The following is a 26,741-nucleotide window of genomic DNA, read 5'->3' as shown; positions in this document are numbered from 1 at the left end:
TGATATGTAAAAATCAATGAATTTTTGAAGATAACTTCTAGAATAAAGAGGTGAAATCAAAGGTTCTTAAGGATAGGATGATGCGCATAAGTACAGTACTTATCACGTTATTTTGAGAAAAATACACCGATTGCAAGGAGCAATAAGATGGTGTTGAAAAGTGATAGATATTCTTCAGACCATATTCGGTTAAATCGTTTTGTATTTTGGAGTTCAGCCATCAGTATTGGTATTTTTGGCCTACTTTTTGTGCTGTTTCCAGAAAAAAGTCAGTTTTGGTTGACCTATGTACAAGAGCAGGTAAATCACTTTTTTGGGTGGTATTACATGCTGGTTATTGTGCTGTGTTTGGGCTTTGTCGCTTGGCTCGCTTTTTCAAAAGTAGGGCAGATTCCTCTAGGTAAAGATGACGACAAACCTGAGTTCACTTATCTAGCTTGGACTTCAATGTTGTTCTCGGCAGGGATTGGTATTGCGCTACTTTATTATGGCGTGGCCGAACCTGTTGACCATTTTTTAAGACCGCCAGAAGGCGAGGCAGGAACGATTCAGGCAGCCCGTAATGCGATGACTTATAGCTTTTTGCATTGGGGGATTCATGGCTGGGTACTTTATGCATTGCTCGGAGTTACTTTAGGTTATTTCGCTTTCAGACAAAACTTGCCATTAGCACTGCGTTCAGCGCTTTACCCAATTTTTGGAGAGCGAGTGCATGGCTTGGTGGGTGATTTCGTTGATGGCTTTGGAATTTTAGCGACAGTTATTTCCTTAGTCACCAACTTGGGAATTGGAGCTTTGGTGCTCGTATCGGGTATCTGTTATTTACTTCCTCAAATTCCGGATAACTCGGCGACCTTAATTACTGCTGTGCTCATCATGATGTTCGTTGCGACGATTACGACAGTGGTGGGTATTGAAAAAGGCTTGGCATGGTTATCGCGTATTAATTTACGTCTGCTGTATGCCTTACTTTTATTTGTATTCTTAACAGGTCCGACAAACCATTTATTAAATGGTCTTGTGCAAAATACGGGCGATTACCTTAATAATTTTATGGGTAAAAGCTTTGATATGTATTTATACAACCAAAAAGCCAGTGGTTGGTTAGGTTCATGGACCGTATTTTATTGGGCTTGGTGGATTGCTTGGGCGCCTTTCGTCGGCATGTTTATTGCGCGCATTTCAAAAGGACGTACGATTCGTGAAGTTGTATTAGGTGTATGCCTGATTCCGCTTGGCTTTACATTGGCTTGGATTTCGGTTTTTGGAAATACTGCAATTTATTTAATCTTGCAGCAAAAACAGAAAGTTTTAGGCGATATGGTCTTAACTGATCCGGCATTATCTTTATTTAAATTACTCGAATATCTGCCGTTTAATCCTTACGTTGCTGGTATTGTTGTTGTAATTTGTTTCGTTTTATTTTTGACACCAGTTGGCTCTGGTACACTAATGATCGCTAATTTGTCCTCAAAAGGGGGCACCAATGATAGTGATTCACCGATCTGGTTACGCGTCTTTTGGTCTGTGGTAATTACCATTGTAAGTATTGGCTTGCTTTTAGCCGGTAGTTTTAACTCCATGCAAAGTGCTGTGGTGTTATGTGGTTTACCATTTTCAGTCATTATTTTGCTCTATATGTTTGGTTTAGCTAAAGCATTAAAGCAAGATGATTTTGACCCTCAATTAGTGAAAAAACAGTTAGCTGTTTCAAAAGACATTACGGTCCCATCGGATTGTGACCAGAATAAAGTGACTGAGGTTTTATAACCTCACCCAATCACATCTATATATTATTTTTTTGCGTTTAAAGTCGTCTTTTCACTGTTTTAAATAAGAGTGAAAAGACGAAATTAAATATTTTGTTTTTATTTTATTCCTTGAGGATTGTATGGCAACAGATAATCCAAGAGCAGTTGATGATTTAACATTATCTAAATCTAAAAAAGACCCGCTCAACCGTGTGGTTTTTTATTTTTCAGCTCTACTTATTTTAATTTTCTCTCTCGTCACGTTTTTGTTCAACGATTTTGCAAATCGAGTCATGAACACGGTACTACAGTGGGTAACTTCAACCTTTGGTTGGTATTATCTGCTTGCTGCAACGCTCTATATGGTTTTCGTGATTTTTATTGCCTGTTCAAGATATGGCAGTATCAAATTAGGACCTAAGCATTCAAAGCCTGAGTTTAGTTTACTCAGTTGGTCTGCGATGCTGTTTTCGGCTGGTATCGGTATCGATCTGATGTTTTTCTCGGTCGCTGAACCATTATCTCATTATATGCAACCTCCAGTCGGAGCAGGTCAAACCTATGAGGCAGCACGCCAAAGTATGGTCTGGACCTTATTTCACTATGGCTTAACTGGCTGGTGTATGTATGCCTTGATTGGTATGTCATTGGGGTATTTCAGTTATCGTTATAACTTACCGCTTACCATTCGTTCTGCACTTTACCCAATTTTTGGGAACAGAATTAATGGTGCGATTGGACATAGTGTAGATACGGCTGCCGTGATCGGGACAATTTTCGGTATTGCAACAACCTGCGGGATTGGAGTGGTACAGCTGAATTACGGCCTACATGTGTTATTGGGATTACCAGAAAATATCTGGATGCAATTTATCCTGATTGCTGTCGCGGTCGGCATTAGTGTTATTTCGGTGACATCTGGGGTCAATAAAGGCCTGCGGATTTTATCTGAAATCAATATTTATGTTTCGATCGGGCTATTACTGTTTATTTTGTTCTTGGGAAATACCGAGTTTTTACTCAATGCCCTTGTCCAAAATATTGGTGACTATTTAACCCGTTTCCCTGCTTTAGCATTACAAAGTTTTGCTTTTGAACAGCCTAAAGAGTGGATGAGTAGTTGGACTTTCTTCTTCTGGGCATGGTGGATTGCTTGGTCTCCATTTGTAGGACTCTTTCTGGCACGTATTTCAAGAGGGCGTACCATTCGTGAGTTTGTATGCGGTACCTTAATTATTCCACTTCTATTTACACTCACATGGTTATCCATTTTTGGTAATAGCGCGCTTCACAGCGTTATTTTTGAAGGAAACCAAACCTTAGCAGCGACTGTGTTAGCAAATCCAGCTCATGGTTTTTATGACCTGTTAGCGCAATATCCGGGCTTTACCTTTATCGCTTCAATTGCCACCGTAACAGGGCTTTTGTTCTACGTGACTTCTGCCGATTCGGGAGCGCTGGTTTTAGGTAACTTTACGACTAAACTTACGAATATCGATAATGACGCTCCTCGCTGGTTAAGCGTATTTTGGGCAGTAGCAATTGGTTTATTAACGCTTGCCATGCTCATGACCAACGGAATTACTGCTTTGCAAAACGCAACGATTATTATGGGACTGCCGTTTAGTTTTGTGATGTTCCTTGTGATGGCGGGGCTTTATAAGTCGCTCAGACTTGAAGATTACAGGCAAGCCAGTCGAAGTATGAATGCAGCTCCAGTGGTAGGGAATGTGGATATTCTGAATTGGAAACAGCGTTTAACTCGAGTCATGCATCATCCGGGAACCACTGAAACACAGCGCATGCTAGATGCAGTTTGTCTACCGGCTGTTCAGGCCGTTGCAGGTGAGCTTATTAAGCAGGGCATGAATGTAGATGTACAGCAAACGCCGCTTGAAGATGAAGAGACGCTTTACCATCTGGATTTCACTATTCATTTGGAAGAAGAACAAAACTTTGTTTATCAGATCTGGCCTGTACGCTATAGCGCGCCGAACTTCAGTCAGCGTGTAAAACGTGGAAAACAGTTCTATTTCCGACTTGAAACCTATCTTTATGACGGCTCGCAAGATAACGATCTGGTTGGCTACAGTAAAGAACAGGTGATTAACGATATTTTAGATAAATATGAAAGACATATGACGTTCTTACATATTAATCGTATTAGCCCGGGGAACCGTCCATTGTTCCCAGATCCACAAGCTTAAGAGGAAAATGCATGGCTTCTCCTTATCTACATTCTTTTGCTTTATTTTTCTCATTGCTCAATCCATTTTTAATGAGCATTTATATGATTGGCTTGCTCCGCCATTCAGAAGCAAAGGTGTTTAATAAAGCACTGATTCAGGGAAGTGTGATTGCTTTTGTCGTGTTCATGCTATTTGCATGGGGCGGCGAAACAATTTTTAGTAAATATCTGAATGTACGTTTTGAAGCCTTTCAGATTTTTGGAGGACTTATCTTTTTGGTGATTGGCTATCGCTATGTTTTTCAGGGTGCCGATACCATTGGTGAAATGCGCGGTGCACCGGAACATCTGGCTGGCACCATTGCCATGCCATTTATGATCGGCCCGGGCACCATTAGTGCGGCTGTGGTCACAGGTATTGAAATGTCAATTGGTGAGGCAGCCCTAGTGATTGCCTTTACCTTGTTCTTAACATGCAGTATTTTGATTTTGATGAAATTTTCACATGATCATTTACGCTATAAACATGCCAAGCATATCGACCGCTATTTTGATATTGTTGGGCGTTTATCTGCTTTATTAATCGGTACGATCGCCATTGATATGATCATTAATGGTGTAACAGGCGTCATTAATAAAGTATAGCAAGCTATTCATAAGAATCTGCTATGTCATTGAACATGGAATAAAATGGCATAGCATCTTCTAAAAAACTCTAAGATAAATAAAACAGCTTTAAAAAATAACTTTAAAAATAAAGCCTTAAAAAATTAAATTTTAAAAAACAATCAAAGATATTAAAAAATACAATGCCATGTTGTGGATTTAAGCATGTTTTTTTTGTGAATTATCAACCATAATGTTGTCTGAGCTTGTTTTAAGACCCAGAGTTTAGCTATGCCTACATTAGATGAAATAACCCCAGCAACTGATGACCAGTCTGAATTGACGATGTCAGTTTTGATGACGCCTGATATGGCAAATTTTTCAGGTAATGTTCATGGTGGTACGATTCTAAAACTACTCGACCAAGTCGCTTACGCTTGCGCAAGTCGTTATTCGGGTGGCTATGTGGTGACTTTATCTGTCGATAAGGTGAATTTTAAAGAACCGATTTATGTGGGTGAGCTGGTGACGTTCTTGGCAAGTGTGAACCATGTAGGCCGTACTTCAATGGAAGTAGGCATCCGTGTTGAAGCCCAAAATATCCAGAAGCGTACAGTACGCCATACCAATAGCTGTTATTTCACAATGGTTGCTGTTGATGAACAGGGCAAGCCATGTGAAGTACCTCAATTAAATCTCAATACTGAGTGGAAACGTTGCCGCTTTGAAGCAGCTGAGCACCGTAAAGTTTTACGTTTGCAAGAAAACCATAATCCATCTTGTAGCATGTATAAGAAAACTTCTTAAAAAAACAAATTGAATTAAAAAAGGACCGAACCGCAGCATGGTTCGATCCTTTGTTTTCTTTACTAAAATTCAGCGTCCATATTTCCTTTCAGTAAAATTATCTCTGAGCTTGGAGGAGAGTGCTTAGAGAATTAACGAGTTGCAGGAGCAGCTTCAGAAGCAGAACCTACAGCATCAGATGCAGCATTTGCAGTGTTTGCTTGTTCTTGAGTTGAAACAACAACTTTTTCTTCACCAGCAGTGTTATGTGCTTGGTCGTGCTTAGAAGCAGCGAAAGTTGAAGCAGCAGTTAAAGCAAGTGTAGTAGCGAGTAAAGTTTTAGCTAATTTCATTTTATGGCATCCTTAAATTTCATTTAAAAATAAATTAAACCTAATCGTTCATACCTACATGAAACCTGTATGGCTGAATGACTAAGCTAGGACACATGCTAAGCTGAGCTTCGAATTACATCAATTAACTTAACAATCTATTACGGCTATCTTAACAATATGAAATATACAGGTCGTTTATGTGAGCAATCTGTAAAATAAAGGGGCTTAAATACACCTTAAAATGTGAAAAAATATTTCTTTTTGAGTGAAAAAAAACCAAATTGTTTACGTAAACCTAACACTTTGGCATGAATTGTGAATATGCTTGAATAGGATATTTCGTTTGAATTATAAATATCAAAAGTTAATTTAGATAATTGATGAGATGCCTGTCACATATTTGGGGCTTTAGCCCAATAATTGAAAAGTATATCTTCAAAGTGAAAAATCATTTTCATGCTACTTAAACAGTGATATACCTTTCTTAGTTTTTTAAACCTTGTTGATTTGAGCCGCTTGTGAAACTGATTGCCCAAAAAACTGTTCCTACCCATATTATCTCTGGTTTTTTAGGGGCAGGAAAAACCACATTATTACAGCATTTATTAAGTCAGAAGCCTAAAGATGAGGTTTGGGCGGTATTAATGAATGAGTTTGGGCAAATTGGAGTAGACCAACAACTCTTACCTCAAGACGAAGGATATGCAGTCAAAGAACTATTAGGTGGTTGTCTATGTTGCAGCAGTCAGTTGCCTATGCATATTGCTTTAGCTCGACTGTTAAGTGAACAGAAACCAGATAGACTCTTTATTGAGCCGACTGGACTTGGGCATCCTTCTCAGTTATTTGACCAACTGACTGAACCTCATTGGCAAAGTAGTTTAGCCATGCGAGCGTTGATTACGGTGGTCGATGGTAGTCGTTTGCATGATACCAATTGGGTTAAACAAAACCTTTATGAAGATCAGTTAAAAGCTGCCCAGATTGTGGTGGTGTCACATACCGATATAATGACTTTTGAAGATGATCAGGCGCTTGAGTTATTAAAAGATGAATACCAGCCTTATCACCAAGAGTGGATTAAAACTGAACATGGTCAGTTAGCCTTAAATAAAATTGATGTGGCTGCTCGTTTAACTGAACGATCTATACAACCTTTACTTAAAATTCAAAAGCAAATGAGTGAGAGCGAGGTTGTAAAGGACATTCAGCAATTACCTTATCATTATGTAGAGTCGGCACAAGGTTATATTGTGGCAGGTTGGAAATTACCTAAACGCTGGAAATTCGATTTTTATGCATTGCTAGACGTATTATGTGCGCAGCAGGATTGGCTAAGAATCAAGGGAATTTTTAATACAGATCAAGGTTGGAAAGTTTTTAACTTTAATCCTGATCAGTTTAATTATAAGTCGGGCGAAGAGGGTATTGATAACCGGATTGAGATCATTAGCGAACATAATCACGATTGGTTGGCTTTTGAAACAGCGTTACTTGCTTGTCAGCTTGAAGAATAGAGAACATTGGGCAAAAGAAGAGCCAATGTTCTCTATAAATAGTTTTAAGGCTTAGCTTCTAACACAGCTTTAGCTTGGGCATGATCAATATCTTTTTCCCAGTGAGCAATCACTACGGTCGCCACACAGTTACCGATTAAGTTGGTACAGGCACGAATAATTCCAATAAACCAGTCGACTGAAAGTAGCAGCACTAAGCCAATTGCAGGGAGACTTGGAATAACTGAAAGTGTTGCTGCAAGAATAACTAAAGCTGAGCCGGGAATGCCGTGCGCCCCTTTAGATGTGATGAGTGAAACCAGTAAGATTGCTAGCAAGTCATGCATAGACAAATCAATATTGCAGGCTTGCGCAATAAAAATTACACCTAACGTTAAGTAAATTGAAAACCCATCCAAATTAAATGAATAACCAGTGGGAATAACCAAACCCACAGTTGAGTCTTTAATTCCTAGATTTTTGAGCTTTTTCATAACTTGAGGAAGAACAGAGTCTGAAGAGGCTGTACCTAAAACAATGGCGAGTTCATCTCTAAAATAGCCCACAAATTTGAAAATATTGAGACCAGCGATTTTTAAAATCGAACCTAAAACAATAACGACAAATAAAATGCAGGTTGCATAAAACAGTAAAACCAAATAACCCAATTGTAAGAGCGAATCTAAACCAAACTTAGCAGTGGTGTAGGCGACTGAACCAAATACACCAATTGGGGCTAAACGTATAATAAGTCCCATAATTTTAAAGAAGACTTCCGAAAAAGCTTCCAACGCTTGGCGTACCAGCTCTGCTAAATGTTTAGGAATTAAAAGTAGAGAAATGCCAAATAAAATAGCGATGAGTAAAACCTGTAAAATATCGCCGTTTGCAAAAGCGGCAGTGAAGGTTTTTGGAATAATATTGAGTAGAAATTCCGAACCTGTATGCATTTCATGGGCACGTTCGGTGTAGGTACTTAAATCTTTTGCATCTAAATGGCTAATATCGATATTCATACCGACGCCCGGTTTAAATACATAGGCCACAATAATGCCTAAAACTAAAGCAATACTGGTCACCACTTCAAAATAAAGAATGGTTTTTGCACCGACTTTGCCCATTTTTTTGATGTCATTTGCACCATAGATTCCCAGTACAACGACACAAAACACAATGGGGGCAATCAGCATTTTAATTAAAGAAATAAAACCATCACCTAATGGTTTTAGAGATAGGGAGAAATCATGAAAACCAATTCCAACTGCAACTCCAAGAAAGAGAGCACAAAGAACCTGTAAAAATAAACTACGCTTGAGCTTTTGCCACATAAGTCATCAATTTTAGCAAGAGGAGAATATTTCTCTTTCAAGCAAAAAGTCGGCCAACTATAAAATAAGCTGAGCGTTTTGGAAGAATATGCAAATTTCGCATGATTAGGCTTTGTATTGTTCAGTTTTTTTATAATTTTTTACCCAAAATCGAGTATCCTTAGCGCCAAATTTTTGGACATATTAATCATGGCGCTTAAAGCAACAATTTATAAGGCAGACTTGAATATTGCCAATATGGATGACCATATTTATGGTGATTACCAGCTGACGCTTGCCCTACATCCTTCGGAAACTTTAGAACGTTTAATGGTTCGTCTAATGGCTTTTGCCCGTTTCGCAAGTGATGAGCTTGAGTTTACTAAAGACCTTTTTGAAACTGACGAGCCAGCATTATGGCAAAAAGATTTAACCGGTCAGCTAGAAACATGGATTGAAGTTGGTTTGCCGTCTGAAGATAAAGTCAAAAAAGCCAGTGCGCGTTGTAAAACGGTTGCGATTGTTGTTTATGGCACACAAGTCGAAGACTGGTGGAAGAGAAATAGTAAAATTAAAACATTAAGTAATGTTCAAGTGTGGCAAATTGCCCCTCAAAGCACCGCTGAGCTTGAGCAACTGTGTGAACGTACGATGCAGCTTCAATTAAATGTCATGGACAATGAATGGACACTTTTAGGTGAAAAGGGCCAGGCAAGCGTTGTGTGGACACAGTTACAGTAACATAGAAAAGCGCAACAAATTCTACAGATTCAGTTGGTACACTAAGTACTAATTTTGATTTAGAGTTTCAGTTTAAGGGGTATACCATGTCAAATGAATTAGAAATTATCGATTTAAAAGTGGGTGAAGGCAAAGAAGCGGTTAAAGGCGCTTTGATTACAACCCACTATACAGGTTGGTTAGAAGACGGCACAAAATTTGATTCTTCAATTGACCGCGGTAATTATTTTGAATGTGTAATTGGCACCGGCCGTGTAATTAAAGGCTGGGACCAAGGCATTATGGGAATGAAAGTTGGCGGCAAACGTAAACTCATCGTGCCTGCTCATTTAGCTTATGGTGAGCGTAAAATGGGTAAGATTATTCCCGCTAATTCTAATTTAATTTTTGAAATTGAATTATTCGATGTCAAAACTCGTGACGAGTGAAAACTTAAAGCCCTTTAGGGGGCTTTCTTATTTATATGAGCTTTAAATATAAATACATTATTAATTTATATTTTAGCTTTTTGAATATTTAAGATTATTTTCAGATTATTTGATTATAAATGCTGACTGAAAAACTGTTCATTTGCAGGCAGTGTGATATTAAGACCAAATTTCAAAAAATTTGTGCCTTAACATCAAATTTCACATAAATAATCTATATTGATATTGAGACGCTATTTCATGACTATCCGCTTTGCATCTCCTTTGTTGAACATATCACTTGGCTTGGCCTTGGCAGGTTTGTCAGGCATGGCATTAGCTAAACCACCTAAACTGGACGCTTCAACACTTACGGTGATTGGTTATCATGAAATTACCGATACTAAAAATGCCTTAATTCCTCAATATGCAGTGACCACTCAACAATTTACACAGCACGTTGAATGGCTACAAAAAAACGGATTCCATTTTATTACGGTTGATCAGTTGATCCGTGCTCATCAGGGTAAAGCTCAACTGCCTACAAAACCGGTTTTATTAACTGTAGATGATGGTTATCAATCTTTCTATCAAAATGCTTATCCAGTCATTAAAGCTAAAAAAATTCCGGTTGTTCTAGCTGTCGTAGGTTCATGGTTAGAACCAAAAGCAGGGCAAAAAGTTGATTTTTCGGGGGAAGAAATCCCACGTGACAAAATCTTAAGCTGGGGTGAGCTGAAAGAGATGCAAAATAGTGGTTTTGTAGAAATTGCAAGCCATAGCTATCATTTACACCGCGGTATTACAGGCAACCCGCAAGGGAATTCTGAACCTGCTGCAACAACTCGTTTTTATGATGTTAAAACTCAAACCTACGAGAACGATCAACAATATCAATCACGTATCTATAATGACTTAAAGAAAAATAACGAGCTACTCAAAGCGCATGGCTTACGTTCACCACGTATTATGGTATGGCCATATGGTCGCTATAATATGCAAACTGTCCAAATTGCGAAAAAATTGGGTATGCCAGTGACTATTACACTGGATGATGGGGCTGATCACGCAAAACAATCTCTACAAAATATGAGTCGTATTTTGGTAGAAGGCGATATGACGACTGATGATTTGGCTCAAGAAATCAAAAATCGTGAATTGAATTTAACGGATAACAACCGTCCGCAAAAAATTATGCATGTCGATCTGGACTATATTTATGACCCAGACCCGAAACAGCAAGAGCGTAATCTAGGTCACTTGTTAGACCGAATTAATGCGATGGGTGTAAATACAGTCTATTTGCAAGCTTTTTCAGACCCAGATGCTAATGGTTCTGCCGATATGGTTTATTTCCCGAACCGTCACATTCCAATGCGTGCTGACTTATTTAACCGTGTAGCATGGCAAATTCAAACCCGTACGCCTGTAAGTCGTATTTATGCATGGATGCCTTTATTGGCATGGGAACTGCCAAAAACTGATCCTGTTTCTAAGGATTTGGTTGTGACAGAGCAAGCAAAAGCTGGTGAACACCTCAACATGGGGTATATCCGTTTAAGTCCGTTCTCATCTGACGCACGCCAAACTATTCGTGAGATTTATCAAGACTTGGCTAAGTCATCTTCATTTAACGGAATTTTATTCCATGACGATGTCACCTTATCTGACTATGAAGATGCAAGCCCAGATGCATTAAAAGCTTATGCGAAACAAGGTTTACCAACAGATTTAGCAAAAATTCGTGATAACGATCAAAATTTGCAAAAATGGACTGCGTATAAGACAAAATATCTAGATGATTTTGCCATGCAACTCGTTGATGACGTGCGACAATATGAACCGTTCTTGCTTACCGCACGTAACTTATACGCGCAAGTTGCTTTAAAACCATATGCAGAAAACTGGTATTCACAATCGCTTGAAGAGTCGTTAAAACGTTATGATTTTACGGCTATTATGGCAATGCCTTATATGGAACAGGTCGATAACTCTGATCAATTCTATAAAGATATGATTGATCGTGTGAAACAATATCCAAATGGCATTAAGAAAACTGTTTTTGAATTACAGGCAACCGACTGGCGTAAAAACGAAAAGGTACCATCGGCTGAAATGGCTGCAACAATTCATTCTCTTTATCAGCAAGGTGTCATGCATGTTGGATATTACCCAGATGACCCAATTAAAGATCATCCGGATGTGAACACGATGCATAAAGCATTTGCTGAAAAATCATCTCGTCTTGTGCCGTAGTTGAGGCTAAAACATGACAATCTTTGCCGCAATATGGTCGCATGCCTTAAAATTCGTTTTCTATTATCCATTATTCATGTCGTATTTATGGATGATTGGCGCGATCATTTTCTATTGGAAAGAACGTCAGGCTCCGCCTTACGATCAACCTGCTCCATTAGAGAATTATCCTAAAGTCGCTGTGTTAATTCCTTGTTTTAATGAAGGAGATAATGCGGAGGAAACGATCAGCCATGCTTTAAAACTGGACTATCCTCATTTTGAAGTCATTGCGATTAATGATGGTAGCTCAGACAATACCGGCGAAGTACTCGACCGCTTAGCAGCACAACATGAAAAACTACGTGTTGTTCATTTGGCTCAAAACCAAGGTAAAGCCATGGGGTTGCAAGCTGGAAGCTTAATGACCGATGCCGAGTTTTTAATTGGTATTGATGGGGATGCTTTACTTGATCCACATGCAGCAAAGTGGATGATTCGTCATTTTCTGGAAAATCCAACGGTTGCAGCTGTTACGGGTAACCCGCGTATTCGTACTCGCTCAACTTTACTAGGGCGTATTCAGGTCGGTGAATTTTCATCGATTGTCGGCATGATTAAACGTGCACAACGTACCTTTGGTCGCTTGTTTACCGTATCGGGTGTAATTACTGCTTTCCGTAAAAGCGCTGTTCACCAAGTCGACTATTGGTCACCCAATATGTTGACTGAAGATATCGATATTACTTGGAAATTGCAGCGTGCAGGCTGGGACATTCGTTTTGAACCGAATGCCTTGGTCTGGATTTTAATGCCTGAAACTCTAAACGGTTTGTGGAAACAGCGTTTACGTTGGGCTATGGGTGGTGCACAGGTATTAATTAAAAATATTGATGTGTTCACCAAACCGAAATTAAATTTTTTATGGCCTTTAATGTTTGAGCTTTGCTTAACTTTAGTCTGGTCATATTTAATGCTCGCGATGGCTTTATTATGGCTGGTACATTTTATTTTACCTGTACCTGCTTTAGCCGTTGTGAGCTCTCCATTTTTACCGTATGGTAGCGGTATTTTATTGGGGGCAACCTGTCTCATTCAGTTTGCTTTAAGCAAATGGATGGATAGTCGTTATGAACCACATCTAGGAAAAAACTATTTCTGGATGATCTGGTATCCATTGGTCTTTTGGCTAATCACCATCTCGGCAACTATCGTGGCATTTCCAAAAGTTTTAAAACGTGGAGATGAGAAACGTGCGCGTTGGGTGAGCCCGGATCGGGGCATTCGTGGATGAAATGCAAGAGTCATGAGATTTTAAAGATCGTGCTGTATTGATGTCTGGGGAAAACCACAGCACTTCGTTAGGTAAAGAGAGAAATGAAGACAAATTCGTTGATTATTGATTTACGCCGTCAATTACCATGGCATAAACGCTATGCTTCTACAACAAGCACAGCCATGATGTGGGCGGTTTGGTTGTTGTTGTGGCGTCCGTTTGTACTGATCTGGGTATTGGCTGAGCTTCAAAAAACACATTTGGTTCATCGTTTATTTAATGCCTTTGGTGTAGGTATTGAACATGGCATTACAGCATTAATTGGTTGTGCAATTTGCTTATTGTTATGGAGCCATGTGCTACCAGAGCGCCGTGTCGGTGGCAGTGCGCTTAAAGCAAAACAGACAGATGACTATGCGCGCTATTTTGATTTACCTGAACATGAAATTGAGCAGGGACGTAGTCAGAAAATTACAGTCGTTCACCATGATGAATTAGGTAAAATCGTTAGAGTTGAATAACGATTACCTAGAAAAGAAAGCCCACATCATGTGGGCTTTTTTCTAAGCTAACACAATCAACGGTTTAGTAAGCTTTTGGCCCACAGTGCCCCAAGGGTTAATCTCATCATCTTTAAAATCAAACACACCTGTAGCGAGTTTAGGTTGTAACTCAACTAAATCTAAACCAGCAGTAAAATGGTCCCCATGAGCAAAGATAACTGCACAGCGAAGCGTATCATTATTTTCATATTCAGTGAGTGCTAGGGATAAATCTTTAATCATGTGGCTATCAAAGGCATTACGTTTTGCTGCCCGGTCTAAACCAATTAAAAAAAATATGTCCACGAATTTCACGGCTAACTTTTCCTTCTTGATTTGACATATTTTCACGCTCTTTTATTTGTCTTTAATTATCTTTTAAACATTCATTTAAAAACGATCAAATACAATTTGTTGATGAATTGATAAGTGTTTCTTTTATCTATGTATTGAAATAAATTGATGTGATTTAAAAAATATAAATCCTCATGCCATGTGAATTTCCATGATTTATTTAAATTAGCAGTTTGCTTAACTTTATATTTTTCTCATAATACGCTGTCAAAATGATCTCAATAAGCAGCTTCTTTTATGTCACCTCTAGAAATTTTCGCGGTCTTGATTAGCATGATTGGAGTCGGATTAACTGTCATCCGTAATATGTGGTGTTGGCTGTTTAATTTCTTTGCCTTTGTTTTATATGCCTATTTGTTTTACGAATTTAAGCTATATGGCGAAACAATTTTGCAGTTCTTTTTTATGGTCGTCAATTTTTATGGCTTTTACTACTGGCTTAAGGGAAAACAGCAAGATCACGACATTCGAATTGAACCAATTAGAGTTCAAACCGCTATCATCCAAATGGTCATTGCCGCGGTAGGTGGCTTACTGTTTGGTTTAATTCTTAAAAACTTTACCGATGCAGCGGTGCCGATGCTCGACTCACAGCTTGCAGCATTTAGTTTGCTCGCAACCTATTGGACGAGTCGAAAGCATATTGCGACTTGGATACTTTGGGTATTTGTCGATATTATTTATGTCGGGATGTTTATCTATAAAGATTTATTTTTAACAGCCGCTTTGTATGCAGCATTTGTATTGATGGCAGCTTATGGTTGGTATCAATGGGAAAAGGTTAAAAAGAAACAGCTTTTGGCTTCAAACCAGCTTTAATTTGGAGAGCGATCATGCTGTTAAGCTTAGATGTTTATAAACAACAACAGTTTGATCAAATTGCTGCAAAAATAATGGCAGAGCCAAAACAGTATTGTGAATTTAGTTCAGTGTCAGATTTTTATAATGCCGCGTGGCTCACAGATTTTCCACAAGGCAGCCAGATTTCTGCCACTGGCTTAGATGATGGTGCTGAAGAGTTTTATGCAATTATTCAGTTTAAAAAGCAGTATTTAAAGTTTGATATTAAAGAGCATCATTCGATACTTATTTTTCAGGATATGAATGGGAAAATATTTAAAAGTAACTTCTAATTTATAAAATAAACTTTCATAAAAAAGCGACTTAACGTCGCTTTTTTTAATAAATAAATTTGGAAATTTTATTTGCTGTTTCAATTACGAGACTTGCAATATCTTCTTTGAATGTTCTTTCGTCGTAAGTGGTAATTGGGCAACTTACAGAAATAACAGCGACCATTTTACCATTTGACTGTTTAAAAATAGGCGCCGCGCAAGCTGCCATATCATGATTATAATGACCCCAACTCACCATGGTTTTTTGAGTTTTTACGTACGACAGCCTTTGCAATAAAGCTTTTAAATTGGTTGGCGTCAGGTCAGAGAAACTGTCCCAATCGCTAAAGTTACGGTAACGCTGACGTACTTCTGTTTCAGGTAAATCAGACAGTAACATTTGACCAATCACGGTGGCATGAGCAGGCCAGCGGGTGCCTAAACTAATGTTACTCGTAAATGTTCCCATCGACTGAATGTTATTTACAAAGACAATATGAGTACCTTCTAAAATTGAAAGATGCACCGCAAGTTTGGTTTGATCACGTAGTTCTTTCATTAAAGGTGTCGATAAATCGAGTAATGAAAGTTTAGATAAACTGTTAAAACCAAGTTCCATCACTTTAGAATCGAGAGCATAAGTTTTTTGAGATGCTTTTCTTAAATAACCACAAGATTCCAGTGTATAGATCAGACGAAATGCACTAGAACGGTTCACTTCTAAAATTTCAGCGATTTCTGTAATTGTCATTTCTTGCGCTTGTTGGTTAAATGCTTGCAAGATAGCTAAGCCCCGCACAAGTCCGGGTACTAAATATCGATCATCATTTTTTGTTGTTTCTGATTCTTGAGAATCTTCTTCAATCGCTAGGCTCATTCGTGTCTTTTTCCTATAAATAAAACAAGGTTCAATTTGGGGCAGGCTGCTTTATTTTAGAACTATTGTAATTGTTAAAAATGCATAAAACAATTTTTATATTTAAAACTTTGTTTCTTGTTTGAAACGTAACAAAATATTTGAAATTTACTAAATAAATGAATTTTATATTTATTTTTACTTTGACAAAAAATGATCAAGGGGATTATGCTTAGCTTGTGTTTTGGAAATCAAATTATGTTTTGTATATAAAACAAAATGAGGACGCAAGGTATGAGTTGGATCTCAGTTTGTCAGCAGGGTGACGTTAGCGAAGATGAGCCGAAAGCCATCGAAATTGAAGGGAAAAAAATAGGCGTATTTTTTGTCGATGAAAATTACTTTGCTATCGAAAATGTTTGCCCTCATGCGTATGCCTTATTAACCGAAGGATTTATCGAAGATCAGACTGTTGAATGTCCATTGCACGAAGCAATTTTTGACATTCAGACAGGTGAGCTAAAAAGTGGACCAGGGTGTAGAAACCTATGTACGTACCCAGTTCGTGTTGAAGGACAGGATATTCAAATTCAACTCTAGTCCTCACATGTACAAGGAAGCAGAACAATGAAGACATTTAATGAAAAGTTGGCAAGCTGGATTCATGCAACGCCAGCAACCGAAGCAGGTATCAACAATATTCAAGTTCCAGGTCAATCTGAATTGTTGGTTTGGCAGACACGTTATAAAGAGCCAACTCTCTACGAACAAGATTTTGTAAAGAACTTGATTCAGGCATTTTCTGCGGGCGCAACTGAGTTAGATGACGTTGTTTCTGCACTTAATCAACAGGGTTTCCGCTGTGAATCTGGTGATGAATGGACTTCTGCAAGCTTTACAGAAGAAATGCAACGTTTAGGTTATTGATTCAGGGAAGAATAAAATGAACGCAATCGTATCAACTTCACAAAGCGCTGAAGAATATTTAGAACTTGGTTTACGTGACCAATGGCACCCGGTTTTAGCAAGTTGGGAAGTCGCTGCTAATCCAGTTGGAATTACCCGTTTAGGCGAAAATATTGTGGTTTGGCGTGATGCCGAAGGTCAAGTTCATGCGCTTGAAGATCGCTGTCCACACCGCGGTGCTCGTCTTTCACTGGGTTGGAACTTGGGTGACCGAGTTGCTTGCTGGTATCACGGCGTTGAAGTTCGTGCTGACGGTGTAGTTGCTGATGTACCAGCCGTTCATGAATGTCCAATGACTGGTACTAAATGTTTAAAGAATTATCCGGTCATTGAGCAACATGGCGCAATTTTCATTTGGTTTGGTATTGATGCAAATGAACAGCCAAAACCGCTTGAGTTTCCAGAGCAACTTGCAAGCGAAGAGTGGAGTTCATTCCTTTGCCAAGCAGACTGGAAAGTAAACCATCAATACGCAATTGATAACGTGATGGACCCAATGCACGGGTCCTATTTGCACTGTACTTCACACTCTATGGCAGATGGTGAACGTACTGCAGAGATGAAGCATCGTACAACCGATAATGGCTTTGTTTTCGAAAAAGAAGGCCAAACAGGTGTGAACTTCGACTGGGTTGAATATGGTTCAACTGGTGCAAGCTGGTTACGTCTTTCAATTCCTTATCGTAAACAATTTGGTCCGGGTGGCGAATTCTGGATTGTGGGTTATGCAACCCCAATTGATGCCAACAATACCCGTGTATTTTTCTGGCGCTGCCGTAAGGTGAGTGGCTGGCAGCGTAATGTATGGCGTTTCTTATATCGCAATCATTTAGAACAATTGCATTGGGATGTGTTGGAACAAGATCGCATTATTTTAGAAAACCTTGCGCCAAATGCGCGTGCGCGAGAATTCTTATATCAACATGACGTTGGTCTTGCACGTTTACGCCGTTTAATGAAGAAAGAAGCTGAGAAGCAATTAAAGAAAATTGCTGCGCTAAATGCATCAAACCGTATCGAGATGCAGGAAGAAGCTCATGGCTAATGTAGCGTTGTTGCAAGGCAAAAAAGTTTTAGTGACTGGTGCTGCGCGTGGTTTAGGCCGAGATTTTGCTCAAGCCATTGCCGAGGCTGGTGCTGAAGTTGTAATGGCAGATATTTTATCTGACCTAGTGCAACAAGAAGCACAAGCTTTACAGAAACAAGGGCTAAATGTTCATGCAGTAACAGTTGACCTTGCCAATGCAGACTCTATTGAAAATGCGGTTGCAAAAAGCGTGGAAGTATTACAAGGACTAGACGGACTTGTGAACTGTGCGGCACTGGCAACCAATGTCGGTGGAAAAAATATGATTGATTATGATCCTGAGCTTTGGGATCGGGTCATGAATATTAATGTGAAAGGCACATGGCTAATCAGTAAGGCATGCGTTCCCCATCTAAAACAATCGGCTGCTGGCAAGATTATTAATGTTGCTTCCGATACAGCACTTTGGGGCGCACCGAACCTAATGGCTTATGTGGCAAGTAAAGGTGCAATTCTTGCCATGACGCGTTCAATGGCAAGAGAGTTGGGCCAGTCCAATATCTGTGTCAACACCTTGTCACCGGGCCTTACTCTGGTTGAAGCAACTGAGTATGTGCCACAGGAACGTCACGATTTATATGTAAACGGAAGAGCGATTCAACGTCAGCAACTTCCACAAGATTTAAATGGAACAGCATTGTATCTACTGTCGGATTTGTCCTCTTTTGTGACAGGTCAAAATATTCCGGTCAATGGCGGTTTTGTCTTTAACTAAGGAGTAGTCAAATGATTACAGGGATCGAGATTTTAAAGTTTGGAGTTGAAGATAGAGCCGCTTCAAACAAGTTTTTAGCAGATTTTGGTTTAAGCCAAAGTACTTCAGATATTGAAGGCGCAGATTTATACCAGACTCAAAACGGTAGCAAAATTTATTTATTTAATTGTGATGATGACCGTTTGCCTGCTGCCATTGAACAAGGTTCAACTTTACGTGAAGTCACGTGGGGTGTTGAAAGCACACAAGACCTCGAAGACTTGGCAGCACGTTTGGCCGATGTAGAAGGTTTTAAACGTTCTGAAAGTACAGTTCAGTGTCTTGACCCAAATGGCATGACTATTCGTTTTGAACAAAGTTTTGTAAAAGAAGTACCAGAACTTAAAACGGAAGGTATTAACCAATACGGCAATATTCAACGTGTGAATGCAGCAAGTCCTGTCTATGAAAAAGGTCAACCTGTTGCGATTGGACATGTAGTGTTCTTCACACCGGATTTGGCAACAACTGAAAACTTCTATATTGAAAAAGTAGGCTTTCATTTATCTGATGCTTACAAAAATCGTGGTGCATTCTTACGTTGCCGCGGTGAAGGTTATCACCATGATTTATTCTTGCTCACTGTTCCAAATAAACCTGCTGGCTTAAATCACGTTGCGTTTGTTGTTCGTGATATCCATGAAGTAATTGGGGGCGGTTTAAATATGAATCGCTCGGAATGGTCAACTTTCATTGGACCGGGACGTCATCCAATTTCTTCTGCTTATTTCTGGTACGTCAACTCACCATTAGGTGGTGCATTTGAATATTACACCAACGATGATTATTTGACAGAAGAATGGCAACCACGTGTAGAAGAACATCGTCTAGAGCTTTTCACCGAATGGGCGATTGAAGGTGGTCTTGATGACACAACCCGCCGTCAGGTGAAGCCTGTTTAACAGGGATTGCTTTACAAGGAAGATGGCTATGGAAAAGATCGTAATTGTAGGTGCCGGACAGGCAGCGGGTTGGGCAGTAAGTACCTTACGTCAAAATGGGTATGTGGGCGAAATTCACGTGGTTTCAAATGAAGATCAAGTGTTTTATGAGCGTCCGCCACTGTCTAAGCAAGTACTTTCAAAAGAAGCAACTTATGAAAGTTTGAATCTGTTCTCACCAGAACAGGTTCAAGAGTTCAACGTTCAATGGCATAAACCGGAAATTGCAACAAAAGTCGACCGTGAGCAAAAACAGGTTCATTTAGAAAGTGGCCAGATTTTGCCATATGACAAATTGCTGATTGCAACTGGAAGCCGTGCACGTGTACCGGTCAATACATGGCAATTTATTCCAAATGTTGTGACCTTACGCAATGTGCATGACTGTGAACGTTTGGCTGAAATTTTAAAGAATGCAAAAAATGTCGCTGTGATCGGCGGTGGCTGGATTGGTTTAGAAATTGCTGCAACTGCACGTAAGCAAGGTAAAGATGTTCATATTTTTGAATATGGCGACCGTTTATGCGCAAGAAGTGTGAGTCCGGAAGTTTCTGCATTTTTAAAAAATATGCATGAGACCCAAGGCACAAAAATTCATTTAGACAGTAAGAGCCTTCATTTGGTTGAAGCGCCTAATCAAAAAGTTGAAGTGGTGAATCATCCTCAAAATAGTCAGTTATTTGACTGTGTTGTGGTGGGTGCGGGCGCCGAAATTGCCAAAGAGTTAGGTGTACACGCTGGTCTCGATGTGAAAGATGGCATTGTGGTGAATTGTTTTGGGCAAACTTCAGATCAAAACATTTATGCCGCAGGTGATGTCGCGATTCATCCAGGCTTGGGGTATTGCATTCAGTCTTGGGCAAATGCACAAAATCAGGCGATTGCCGCAGCGAAATCGATGCTCGGAATTGAAACTGAATATAGCGATATTCCATGGCTTTGGTCTGATCAATATCACTTCAATATTCAAATTTTAGGGACTTATCAGCCTGAAAAAACTAAAGAATTGGTGATTCGCCAAGGCGGTGAAGATCAGGTGAGCTATTTATATCTGGATCATGAAAATCGTTTGCTCAATATGATTGCCATTAATGATTCTAAACTGATCAAACTGGCAAAACGTTGGATGCAAGCCAACACCGTTTTAGATCCAAAACTGTTAGCAGATTCTGAATTTAATGTCATGAAGTTAAAACCGTAAACATTAAATCTGGTTCTCATTACCAAATCGAAGGAATGACACATGAGTAATGAAGAAAAAAGTGGATTGAAGCATTGGGTACCTGCTTTTGTCCTTATGGTGTGTGTGGTACTGGCATTTTTCGACAAGATTAGTATTGCGGTTTTATTTTCAGATCCTCATTTTCAAAGTGCAATGGGAATTGCTGAAGATAAGGCCAAGCTCGGATGGCTCATGACAAGTTTCTTACTTGCTTATGGTTTTTCGTCAGTCTTTCTAAGCTTTTTGGGTGACATCTTTAACCCAAAGAAAATGCTGTTCTGGAGCGTAACGTCGTGGGGTTTACTCATGTTTTGCATGGGGTTCACCACCAGTTATTCAGGCATGTTGATTTTACGTGTACTGCTCGGTTTAGCAGAAGGTCCGTTATTTGCCTTGGCTTACACCATTGTTAAGCAGACTTACACTGACCGTCAGCAGGCACGTGCTTCTACCATGTTTTTACTTGGAACGCCGATTGGTGCATTCCTTGGGTTCCCGATCACTGCAAATGTTTTAGCACACCATGACTGGCATACCACTTTCTTTGTGATGGCTGGATTAACACTAATCGCGATTTTCAGCATTGTTTTCGGTTTGCGTAACTTACAACTCAAGAAAACTGTCGAAATTGAGGGCGAGAGTAAACGTACCAATTTCAAAGGCCACATTGCCAATACTAAATTGCTCTTAAGCAACAGCGCATTCTGGTTGGTGTGTCTCTTTAACATTGCGTTGATGACGTATTTGTGGGGCTTAAACAGTTGGGTTCCTTCTTATCTTATGCAAGACAAAGGATTCAATCTCAAAGAGTTTGGGATGTATTCAAGCTTTCCATTCATTGCCATGTTAATTGGCGAAGTGGTGGGTGCGTTTTTATCTGACAAGTTAGGCCGCCGAGCAATTCAAGTATTTAGCGGTTTATTACTCGCGGGCATCTTCATGTATGTGATGGTCATTATGACCAAGCCATTATTGATTATTGCTGCCATGTCTTTAAGCGCGATGGCGTGGGGTTTTGGAGTAGCTGCTGTATTTGCTCTGCTTGCAAGAGTGACGACCTCAAATGTAGGGGCGACTGCAGGTGGAATATTTAACGGGTTAGGTAATTTTGCAAGTGCAATTGCGCCTGTTCTTATCGGTTACATCGTGATGCAAACACATAGTTTTAATTTAGGAATTACCTTCTTGGCTGCCGTCGCTGTCATTGGGTCGTTGTTCTTGGTTCCTCTTTTAAAACGTTATTAATTCACTGTATAGGAGTTTAAAAAATGACTACACAACAATTCGAATCATGGGCACAACCAGAAGGTACTTCTTTAGAAGATTGGTTAAACACCCGTATTGCTCGCTTTGAGACACGTAAATATGACTTTGATGCTTTGAAGTTCCAAGCAGATTACGACCCGAAATATCGCCGTGCACAAATGCGTTATATGGGTACAGGTGCAACAGGTGTCGTAAATGACGGCAACACCGTTCCGGCAGAAAACTTCACATTTTCAACCATGGTTCTGCCACCACAGTGTGAAGGCCCTTTGCACATTCACCACGATGTTGAAGAAGTGTTCTTTATGCTCCGCGGCGAAATTGATTTGTTCATTGAGCACAACGGCGAGAAATTTGAGACCCGTTTAAAAGAGCGTGACCTGATTTCAATTCCACCGGGTATTTACCGTGGTCTATTTAACCCAGGTCAAGAAGATGCCTTGATGTGTGTGATGTTGGGAACAGGTAAACCAACCATTCCGAACTATCCACCAGAGCATCCATTGTCTCAAATCAAACGTTAATTGTTTGATGAAGTGAATGAAAGGAAAGAATTGAAAATGATGACACTCATTGAAAAGTTAGCAGAATTTCCGGTGAAAACCGTGACTGTTCAAGGTCAGCAACAAGCCTATCGGGAAGCTGGTCAGGGCGAGTACCTTGTGCTGTTGCACGGCATTAGTTCAGGTTCTGCTTCATGGGTGAACCAACTTGAAGTGTTGTCTCATCATTTTCATGTCATTGCCTGGGACGCACCGGGCTATGGCAAATCAGATGAACTTTTAACGGATCAACCCAATGCGATCGACTACGCAAAGCGTTTAGCAGCGTTGTTCGATGTTTTAAAAATTGAAAAAGCCATTGTGGTCGGACACTCATTAGGTGCCTTACAGGCCAGTGCATTTGCTGCACTTTACCCAGAGCGAGTGGAACACTTGGTCGTCGCTAATTTAGCGCAAGGCTACCAACGCCACGATGAACAGACACAAATTCAGGTTTTTGAAAAAAGACCAAAAATGTTGAAAGAGTTAGGTGCTAAAGGAATGGCCGAAAGCCGTGGACCTCATTTGATTTATAAACAAGAGCCACAAGCCTTAGCTTTAGTTTCAGAGGTGATGCAACAGTTGTCTCTACAGGGCTTCACACATGCATCTTACTTACTGGCATATGACGAAATACGTAATTATTTAACCGATTTAAAAGTCCCATGCACAGTCATTGCAGGGCAGCAAGATCAAATCACTCCTGCGTTAGGTATACAAGAGCTTGCTCAGGAATTGCAGTTGGAACAGCGCTTCGTCATAGAAGACGCAGGACATTTAAGTTATGTCGACCAACCGCAAGCATTTAACCAAATTATGTTGACGATTCAGGAACAATCGTAAGAGAGATTAAGGATTATGAGCTTCCAAGTTGAAGGAAAAGTTGCAGTTGTTACCGGTGGCTCATCTGGGATTGGGCTAGCTGCTGTTGAAATACTGGTTGCAGAGGGTGCAAAAGTAGCGTGGTGTGGTCGCGATGAAGAACGTTTAAATGCGTCTAAGCACTATATTTTAGAAAAATTTCCGCATGCCAATATTTTTACTAAAGCATGCAATGTATTGAAAAAAGAAGAAGTTCAGCAATTTGCTAAAGACGTCAAACTCAATTTGGGCAATGTGGACATGCTCATTAACAATGCTGGGCAAGGCCGTGTTTCAAATTTTGAAAATACGCAAGATGAAGACTGGATGAAAGAAATTGAACTGAAATATTTCAGTGTTTTACATCCGGTACGGGCTTTTCTTGACGACTTAAAACAGTCGGCAAATGCCTCAATTACCAATGTGAACTCATTACTGGCATTGCAACCGGAACCGCACATGATTGCGACTTCATCTGCGCGTGCTGCTTTATTGAATTTAACCCATTCGTTGGCGCATGAATTTACTCAATATGGTGTTCGTGTGAACTCGATTTTACTGGGTATGGTCGAATCTGCGCAGTGGAAACGCCGCTATGAAACCCGTTCAGATTTAAATCTGTCATGGGAAGAGTGGACAGGCAATATCGCAAAAAATCGTGGTATCCCAATGCAGCGTTTAGGTCGTCCAGAAGAACCTGCACGTGCTTTGGTTTTCTTGGCATCACCATTGGCATCTTACACCACAGGTTCGGCAATAGATGTCTCGGGTGGTTTTAACAAACATTTATAAATATCAGGTGCTGTCATGAAAAAGTTGATGATGATTGGTTTTGGCGCAATGGCAGCAGAAGTGTATGCCCACTTGCCTCAAGATCTGCAACTCAAATGGATTGTCGTGCCATCTCGCAGTATTGAAAAAGTGCAGTCACAAGTCTCTTCCGAGATTCAGGTGATTTCCGATATTGAGCAATGTGATGGTACGCCAGACTATGTCATTGAGGTGGCAGGTCAAGCAGCAGTGAAAGAGCATGCTCAAAAAGTTTTAGCGAAAGGCTGGACCATTGGTTTGATCTCGGTGGGTACTTTGGCTGATAACGAGTTTTTGGTTCAGCTTAAGCAAACTGCCGAAAAAAATGATGCCCATCTGCATTTACTGGCAGGCGCTATCGCAGGTATTGACGGTATTTCTGCGGCTAAAGAAGGTGGCCTGCAAAAAGTCACTTACAAAGGCTGTAAAAGTCCAAAAAGCTGGAAGGGTAGTTATGCAGAGCAATTGGTGGATTTAGATCATGTTTCTGAAGCTACGGTCTTTTTCACAGGAACTGCGCGTGAAGCTGCGACCAAATTTCCAGCCAATGCCAACGTTGCAGCAACCATTGCGCTTGCAGGGCTTGGAATGGATGAAACCATGGTTGAGTTAACTGTTGATCCAACCATCAACAAAAACAAACACACCATTGTGGCAGAAGGTGGCTTTGGACAAATGACCATTGAACTGGTGGGTGTGCCGCTGCCAAGTAACCCAAAAACATCAACTTTGGCTGCGCTTAGCGTGATTCGTGCTTGTCGCAACAGTGTAGAAGCAATACAGATTTAAGAAGGATTTGATCATGGCAAAGGAAATTTATATTGCAGGTGAATGGCGATTAGGCCGTGGTGCAGTCATTCAAAGCCTGTTTCCGGCAGATCAGTCGGTAAACGCTGAGCTTTCAACAGCAACGCTTGAAGATGTAAATGAAGCAATTGAAAAAGCGGATCAGGCTTGGCGTCAACCGAGCTGGAGAAACAGTTTGCCGCATGAGCGCGCACGTATTCTCTACAAAGTTGCAGACATTATTGAAGCGCGTGTCGATGAATTAGCAAAATTACAAACACGCGATAATGGGAAGCCTTTAACCGAAACTCGTGGTTTGGTGATGAGCGCTGCGGCGACTGCACGTTATGTTGCAGCGGCATGTGAAACAATGAATGATGAGCTCACCACTCAGCGTGCTCCAGACTTCATGACCATGAGTGTGCATGAACCTGTAGGCGTAGTAGCAGCCATTACTCCTTGGAACTCTCCAATCGCAAGTGAAGTTCAAAAGCTTGCTCCTGCTTTGGCAGCAGGAAATGCCGTGGTGTTAAAACCAGCAGAAGCAACTTCACTGATTGCTTTAGAGCTTGCCAAAATTTTTGAAGAGGCAGGTTTACCAAAAGGTTTGCTGAGTGTGTTGGTTGGGCGTGGTTCTGTGATTGGTGATGCAATTGCTCAGCACCCATTGGTTCGTAAAATTTCTTTTACGGGTGGAACAACCACAGGGCGTCATTTGGCACACATTGCCGCTGACAAACTGATTACCACTTCACTTGAGTTGGGTGGAAAGTCACCAACCATCGTTTTACCAGATGCAGATATCGAACTGGCAGCTAAAGGTGTCGCGTACGGTATTTTTAGCTCGGCAGGCCAAGCGTGTATTGCAGGTTCTCGCTTGTTTATTCATAGCAGTCTTTACGATCAGTTTTTAACACGTTTGATTGAAATTACCAAAGGCTTACGTGTGGGCCATCCGGAACAGGCTGGTGTGCATTTAGGGCCACTAGTGAATGACAAACATTTGCAGTCAGTTGATCGCTATGTACAGCTTGCCAAAAGCGAAGGTGGTCAGGTTCTGATTGGTGGTGAAGCGCTTACCACTGGTGACTATGCCAAAGGAAGCTATTACTTACCGACCATTATCACGGGCTTAAATAACAGTGCTCAAACCTGTCAGGAAGAAATTTTTGGCCCTGTTTTAGTCGTTATGAAATATGACAATGAGCAAGATTTAATTGCCCAAGCCAATGACAGTTGTTTTGGTCTTGCCGCAGGCATCTGGACTGAAAGCTATCGCAAAGCTTGGCGCATTGCACGTGCATTAGAAGTGGGTACGGTATGGATTAACACCTACAAAAAGTTCTCGATTAGTGCGCCGTTTGGTGGCTTTAAAGACAGTGGAATTGGACGCGAGAAAGGCCGTTTGGGCATTTTATCGTACATGCAACAAAAGAGTATTTATATGGGGCTGAATGAACAGCCTAACCCTTGGTGCGATTAATAAATTCAAGGACTGAAAACAAATTTTG

General features: G+C 40.3%; 27 protein-coding genes and 1 pseudogene. 24 read left to right on the top strand and 4 right to left on the bottom strand.

The features are described 5' to 3' along the window. Positions 1 to 147 precede the first annotated feature (147 nt). From KTI78_RS03415 to KTI78_RS03400, 4 genes are all read left to right on the top strand, one after another. Positions 148 to 1,770, top strand: a complete 1,623-nt coding sequence (locus KTI78_RS03415) for a BCCT family transporter (RefSeq protein WP_016141952.1) — start codon at positions 148 to 150, stop codon at positions 1,768 to 1,770. A gap of 121 nt (positions 1,771 to 1,891) precedes the next feature. Then, positions 1,892 to 3,958 (top strand): choline transporter, encoded by a 2,067-nt coding sequence (locus KTI78_RS03410; RefSeq protein WP_262445201.1) that lies wholly within the window; start codon positions 1,892 to 1,894, stop codon positions 3,956 to 3,958. A gap of 11 nt (positions 3,959 to 3,969) precedes the next feature. After that, complete coding sequence (locus tag KTI78_RS03405; RefSeq protein WP_016141950.1) at positions 3,970 to 4,584, top strand: MarC family protein; 615 nt, start codon at positions 3,970 to 3,972, stop codon at positions 4,582 to 4,584. 252 nt (positions 4,585 to 4,836) lie between these two features. Then, on the top strand, positions 4,837 to 5,352 hold the full coding sequence (locus KTI78_RS03400; protein WP_016141949.1) for an acyl-CoA thioesterase: 516 nt from the start codon (positions 4,837 to 4,839) through the stop codon (positions 5,350 to 5,352). 131 nt (positions 5,353 to 5,483) lie between these two features. On the opposite strand, the gene KTI78_RS03395 is transcribed toward KTI78_RS03400, so the two are convergent. Further along, positions 5,484 to 5,684, bottom strand: coding sequence for a hypothetical protein (locus KTI78_RS03395; RefSeq protein ID WP_000761577.1), 201 nt, complete (start codon positions 5,682 to 5,684; stop codon positions 5,484 to 5,486). Positions 5,685 to 6,184: 500 nt separating this feature from the next. On the opposite strand from KTI78_RS03395, the gene KTI78_RS03390 reads away from it, so the two are divergent. Continuing rightward, positions 6,185 to 7,183, top strand: a complete 999-nt coding sequence (locus tag KTI78_RS03390; RefSeq protein WP_262445199.1) for a CobW family GTP-binding protein — start codon at positions 6,185 to 6,187, stop codon at positions 7,181 to 7,183. A 44-nt stretch (positions 7,184 to 7,227) separates the two neighbouring features. Here the strand turns inward: KTI78_RS03390 and dctA are convergent, their stop codons facing one another. Beyond that, complete coding sequence (gene dctA / locus KTI78_RS03385) at positions 7,228 to 8,490, bottom strand: C4-dicarboxylate transporter DctA (protein ID WP_262445197.1); 1,263 nt, start codon at positions 8,488 to 8,490, stop codon at positions 7,228 to 7,230. 189 nt (positions 8,491 to 8,679) lie between these two features. Between dctA and KTI78_RS03380 the strand changes: the two genes are divergently transcribed. From KTI78_RS03380 to pgaD, 5 genes are all read left to right on the top strand, one after another. Continuing rightward, positions 8,680 to 9,210, top strand: a complete 531-nt coding sequence (locus KTI78_RS03380) for a YaeQ family protein (protein WP_016141946.1) — start codon at positions 8,680 to 8,682, stop codon at positions 9,208 to 9,210. An 86-nt stretch (positions 9,211 to 9,296) separates the two neighbouring features. Further along, entirely contained in the window at positions 9,297 to 9,638 is a 342-nt protein-coding gene (locus tag KTI78_RS03375; RefSeq protein ID WP_224993076.1) for an FKBP-type peptidyl-prolyl cis-trans isomerase, read from the top strand. Positions 9,639 to 9,878: 240 nt separating this feature from the next. Further along, a complete protein-coding gene (pgaB, locus tag KTI78_RS03370) occupies positions 9,879 to 11,873 on the top strand; it encodes a poly-beta-1,6-N-acetyl-D-glucosamine N-deacetylase PgaB (RefSeq protein WP_262445195.1) in 1,995 nt (664 codons plus the stop codon). Between the two features lie 13 nt (positions 11,874 to 11,886). Next, positions 11,887 to 13,146, top strand: coding sequence for a poly-beta-1,6-N-acetyl-D-glucosamine synthase (gene pgaC / locus KTI78_RS03365; RefSeq protein WP_262445193.1), 1,260 nt, complete (start codon positions 11,887 to 11,889; stop codon positions 13,144 to 13,146). Positions 13,147 to 13,229: 83 nt separating this feature from the next. After that, the gene (pgaD, locus tag KTI78_RS03360) at positions 13,230 to 13,649 is read left to right on the top strand and encodes a poly-beta-1,6-N-acetyl-D-glucosamine biosynthesis protein PgaD (protein WP_224993095.1); all 420 of its coding nucleotides are present in this window, start codon (positions 13,230 to 13,232) and stop codon (positions 13,647 to 13,649) included. Positions 13,650 to 13,700: 51 nt separating this feature from the next. On the opposite strand, the pseudogene KTI78_RS03355 reads toward pgaD, so the two are convergent. Beyond that, positions 13,701 to 14,013: pseudogene (locus tag KTI78_RS03355) on the bottom strand (enoyl-CoA hydratase-related protein); the annotation flags it as partial. A 248-nt stretch (positions 14,014 to 14,261) separates the two neighbouring features. Between KTI78_RS03355 and pnuC the strand changes: the two are divergent. Together pnuC and KTI78_RS03345 are read left to right on the top strand one after the other, a co-directional pair. Beyond that, the gene (gene pnuC / locus KTI78_RS03350; RefSeq protein ID WP_262445191.1) at positions 14,262 to 14,843 is read left to right on the top strand and encodes a nicotinamide riboside transporter PnuC; all 582 of its coding nucleotides are present in this window, start codon (positions 14,262 to 14,264) and stop codon (positions 14,841 to 14,843) included. 14 nt (positions 14,844 to 14,857) lie between these two features. After that, entirely contained in the window at positions 14,858 to 15,157 is a 300-nt protein-coding gene (locus KTI78_RS03345; RefSeq protein WP_061875618.1) for a hypothetical protein, read from the top strand. 46 nt (positions 15,158 to 15,203) lie between these two features. Here the strand turns inward: KTI78_RS03345 and KTI78_RS03340 are convergent, their stop codons facing one another. Beyond that, the gene (locus tag KTI78_RS03340) at positions 15,204 to 16,016 is read right to left on the bottom strand and encodes an IclR family transcriptional regulator (RefSeq protein ID WP_004794038.1); all 813 of its coding nucleotides are present in this window, start codon (positions 16,014 to 16,016) and stop codon (positions 15,204 to 15,206) included. Positions 16,017 to 16,289: 273 nt separating this feature from the next. Here KTI78_RS03340 and KTI78_RS03335 point away from each other — a divergent pair, with 273 nt between their 5' ends. From KTI78_RS03335 to KTI78_RS03280, 12 genes are read left to right on the top strand one after another with little or no spacing between them, the layout of a single operon-like run. Beyond that, the gene (locus KTI78_RS03335; protein WP_002117586.1) at positions 16,290 to 16,595 is read left to right on the top strand and encodes a non-heme iron oxygenase ferredoxin subunit; all 306 of its coding nucleotides are present in this window, start codon (positions 16,290 to 16,292) and stop codon (positions 16,593 to 16,595) included. Between the two features lie 27 nt (positions 16,596 to 16,622). Next, on the top strand, positions 16,623 to 16,922 hold the full coding sequence (locus KTI78_RS03330) for a recombinase-like helix-turn-helix domain-containing protein (RefSeq protein WP_016141937.1): 300 nt from the start codon (positions 16,623 to 16,625) through the stop codon (positions 16,920 to 16,922). Positions 16,923 to 16,938: 16 nt separating this feature from the next. Further along, positions 16,939 to 18,006: an aromatic ring-hydroxylating oxygenase subunit alpha gene (locus KTI78_RS03325; RefSeq protein ID WP_262445190.1), complete on the top strand. Its 1,068-nt coding sequence runs from the start codon at positions 16,939 to 16,941 to the stop codon at positions 18,004 to 18,006. Next, positions 17,999 to 18,763 (top strand): SDR family oxidoreductase, encoded by a 765-nt coding sequence (locus KTI78_RS03320; protein ID WP_262445188.1) that lies wholly within the window; start codon positions 17,999 to 18,001, stop codon positions 18,761 to 18,763. The genes KTI78_RS03325 and KTI78_RS03320 overlap by 8 nt, the downstream gene beginning before the upstream one ends. An 11-nt stretch (positions 18,764 to 18,774) precedes the next feature. Next, complete coding sequence (locus tag KTI78_RS03315) at positions 18,775 to 19,704, top strand: VOC family protein (protein WP_262445187.1); 930 nt, start codon at positions 18,775 to 18,777, stop codon at positions 19,702 to 19,704. Positions 19,705 to 19,732: 28 nt separating this feature from the next. Then, on the top strand, positions 19,733 to 20,944 hold the full coding sequence (locus tag KTI78_RS03310; RefSeq protein ID WP_262445186.1) for an NAD(P)/FAD-dependent oxidoreductase: 1,212 nt from the start codon (positions 19,733 to 19,735) through the stop codon (positions 20,942 to 20,944). A gap of 42 nt (positions 20,945 to 20,986) precedes the next feature. Next, positions 20,987 to 22,210: an MFS transporter gene (locus KTI78_RS03305; RefSeq protein WP_016141932.1), complete on the top strand. Its 1,224-nt coding sequence runs from the start codon at positions 20,987 to 20,989 to the stop codon at positions 22,208 to 22,210. A gap of 23 nt (positions 22,211 to 22,233) precedes the next feature. Continuing rightward, positions 22,234 to 22,755, top strand: a complete 522-nt coding sequence (locus tag KTI78_RS03300) for a cupin domain-containing protein (protein WP_125739166.1) — start codon at positions 22,234 to 22,236, stop codon at positions 22,753 to 22,755. Between the two features lie 36 nt (positions 22,756 to 22,791). Continuing rightward, the gene (locus KTI78_RS03295; protein ID WP_262445185.1) at positions 22,792 to 23,616 is read left to right on the top strand and encodes an alpha/beta fold hydrolase; all 825 of its coding nucleotides are present in this window, start codon (positions 22,792 to 22,794) and stop codon (positions 23,614 to 23,616) included. A gap of 15 nt (positions 23,617 to 23,631) precedes the next feature. Then, on the top strand, positions 23,632 to 24,426 hold the full coding sequence (locus KTI78_RS03290; protein WP_004703156.1) for an SDR family oxidoreductase: 795 nt from the start codon (positions 23,632 to 23,634) through the stop codon (positions 24,424 to 24,426). A gap of 15 nt (positions 24,427 to 24,441) precedes the next feature. Next, positions 24,442 to 25,233, top strand: coding sequence for an aspartate dehydrogenase (locus KTI78_RS03285; RefSeq protein WP_061875613.1), 792 nt, complete (start codon positions 24,442 to 24,444; stop codon positions 25,231 to 25,233). A gap of 13 nt (positions 25,234 to 25,246) precedes the next feature. Further along, complete coding sequence (locus KTI78_RS03280) at positions 25,247 to 26,713, top strand: aldehyde dehydrogenase (protein WP_262445184.1); 1,467 nt, start codon at positions 25,247 to 25,249, stop codon at positions 26,711 to 26,713. The last annotated feature ends 28 nt before the right edge of the window (positions 26,714 to 26,741 follow it).

Source organism: Acinetobacter sp. WU_MDCI_Abxe161 (genome assembly GCF_025514355.1).
In the GTDB taxonomy this organism is placed as follows: Bacteria; Pseudomonadota; Gammaproteobacteria; order Pseudomonadales; family Moraxellaceae; genus Acinetobacter; species Acinetobacter pittii_E.
Note: the sequence above shows the minus strand (reverse complement) of the source record. Positions and strands in the feature narration are given on the sequence as shown.